The organism is Nocardia sp. NPDC004722, from assembly GCF_053601505.1.
Map to the genome: position 1 here is coordinate 1 of NZ_JBSGBY010000973.1, position 1,977 is coordinate 1,977.

The 1,977-nt window shown below is 65.8% G+C and carries 4 protein-coding genes; 3 read left to right on the forward strand and 1 reads right to left on the reverse strand.

The genetic code is table 11. The features are described from left to right. Window positions 1-367, reverse strand: a 367-nt coding sequence (locus ACWELQ_RS44730; protein ID WP_452403028.1) for a LysR family transcriptional regulator, incomplete at its 3' end; no start/stop codon positions are given. 229 nt (window positions 368-596) lie between these two features. Between ACWELQ_RS44730 and ACWELQ_RS44735 the strand changes: the two genes are divergently transcribed. From ACWELQ_RS44735 to ACWELQ_RS44745, 3 genes are all read left to right on the forward strand, one after another. Continuing rightward, window positions 597-989 carry a TM2 domain-containing protein gene (locus tag ACWELQ_RS44735; protein WP_452403029.1) on the forward strand — a complete coding sequence of 131 codons (393 nt, stop codon included), beginning with the start codon at window positions 597-599 and terminating at the stop codon, window positions 987-989. Between the two features lie 144 nt (window positions 990-1,133). Further along, window positions 1,134-1,625, forward strand: a complete 492-nt coding sequence (locus ACWELQ_RS44740; protein ID WP_452403030.1) for a beta-class carbonic anhydrase — start codon at window positions 1,134-1,136, stop codon at window positions 1,623-1,625. 93 nt (window positions 1,626-1,718) lie between these two features. Next, window positions 1,719-1,977: hypothetical protein (locus ACWELQ_RS44745; protein ID WP_452403031.1), on the forward strand; the 259-nt coding region annotated here is incomplete at its 3' end.

Below are 1,977 nucleotides of genomic sequence, written 5' to 3' on the forward strand. Positions count from 1 at the left end.
CCTCTACCTGCGTCCGCGGATGTGTATCCCGGAACTCGCGGATCGCGGGCAGCACCAACGACACGGTCGCCGCGTTGACCGTTCCCACCCGCACCATCCGGCTGACCCGATGCTGTTCGTCTGCCGCACGCCGCAACAGGTCCACCGCGTCCAGCACCTGTGCGATATGCGGCAGCAATTCCCGGCCCTGATCGCTGATGCGGGCCCCCGACCGCCGCCGGTCCAGCAGTTCCACGCCCAGTTCACGTTCCAGATTCCGCAGCGTCTCGCTCAACGCCGGTTGCGACACGTGCAGTTCTTCGGCCGCACGTCGCAAGGACCCCAGCCTGGTCACGGCCTGGACATACTCGAGCTGCTCGATCCGCATGATCCCTCTTCGTCCGCGTCGGTGATCCCGCATGCCCTCCCGCGATCGAGTGTGCGGGCTCGCCCGCGCCGTTCAGAGCGTTGCGATCACCGAGAATCGATACCCCCGCCGGACCTTGTCCTCCAATCGTCTTCCAATCGATTCCCAATCCCGGAGGGCTACGGTTGCGGCGCTTCGGAGCGGGCGCGGTCCGAAGTCTCTAACCGCAGCACCGTCAGGAGGACGTGCGATGTCCAATCCCTATGAGCCGCAGATCGATTCGGGCGCAGGTCAGCCCGGTGGCGGTCAGCTTCCGTACCCGCAGCCGCAGTATGCGCCACCGGGAGTGATGCCGCCGGTGGCGGGGCAGCTCGGCGGCGATCCGAGCGCGCCCTACGGGCGGGATCCGCAGGGGCTGCCGTATTCGGACAAGACGAAAATGATCGCGGGCCTGCTCGGGATCTTCCTGGGCAGCTTCGGTGTGGGCCGTTTCTATCTGGGCTACACCAAGATCGGCGTCGCCCAGATCCTGGTCACCTGGCTCACCTGCGGGCTCGGCGCACTGTGGCCGCTGATCGACGCGATCATGATGCTGACCGGCAAGGTGCCCGACGTGGAGGGCCGTCCCCTGCGCGACGGCTGAGCACCGCCGGGTCGGCGATCGGCGGGCGGTGGCCGTACAGCGTTGACTTCACGGTGCGTGAATACCTGGCCGTGGAGGCTGCCGGCCGTCACCGTCACTGCAGACATGTGCATGTGTGCACACCGGTTCGGCGGAGGAGTGATCATGTCTGTGACCGACGAGTACCTGTCCAACAATGCCGAGTACGCCGCGGGATTCCGCGGGCCGTTGCCCTTGCCGCCGAGCAAGCACGTCGCGGTGGTGGCGTGCATGGACGCGCGGCTGGACGTGTATCGGATTCTCGGGCTCAAAGAGGGGGAGGCGCACGTCATTCGGAACGCGGGCGGGGTGATCACCGATGACGAGGTGCGGTCGCTGGCCATCAGTCAGCGGTTGCTGGGGACCACGGAGATCATTCTGATCCACCACACCGATTGCGGGATGCTGACTTTCACCGACGATCAGTTCAAGCGGGCGATCCAGGACGAGGTCGGGGTCAAGCCCGCCTGGTCGGCGGAATCGTTCACCGATCTCGACGAGGATGTGCGGCAGTCGATCCGGCGGATCGAGAACAGCCCGTTCATCACGAAGACGACATCGTTGCGGGGCTTCGTCTTCGACGTCGCCACCGGCAAACTCCTCGAAGTGCTCTCCTGACTTCGAGCCACGGCGCCCAGTCCGGATAAGGTGGCTTCGGACTGCGTGCCGCCGGTTCCGCACCGTGCGAGGCGGTTTCGAGATAGGGGGACCGTGACCGTACAGATCCGTCGATCCACGGCGGATGATGCCGAGGCGCTCAGAGCTCTCCTGGGCGAGCTGCATGATCATTACGGACAGCAGGATCCGAAGCTGGTGTGGGTGCGCGTCCACAAGGCGTACCTTCGGGCCGAAGCGGCCGGGCGGGGTCCGCTGATCGCATTCCTGGACGGTGCGCCGGTGGGTTTCGCCCACTACGACACCATGGCCGCGTTCCGCGACAAGCCGCAGTATTCCGCGATCCAGGAATTCT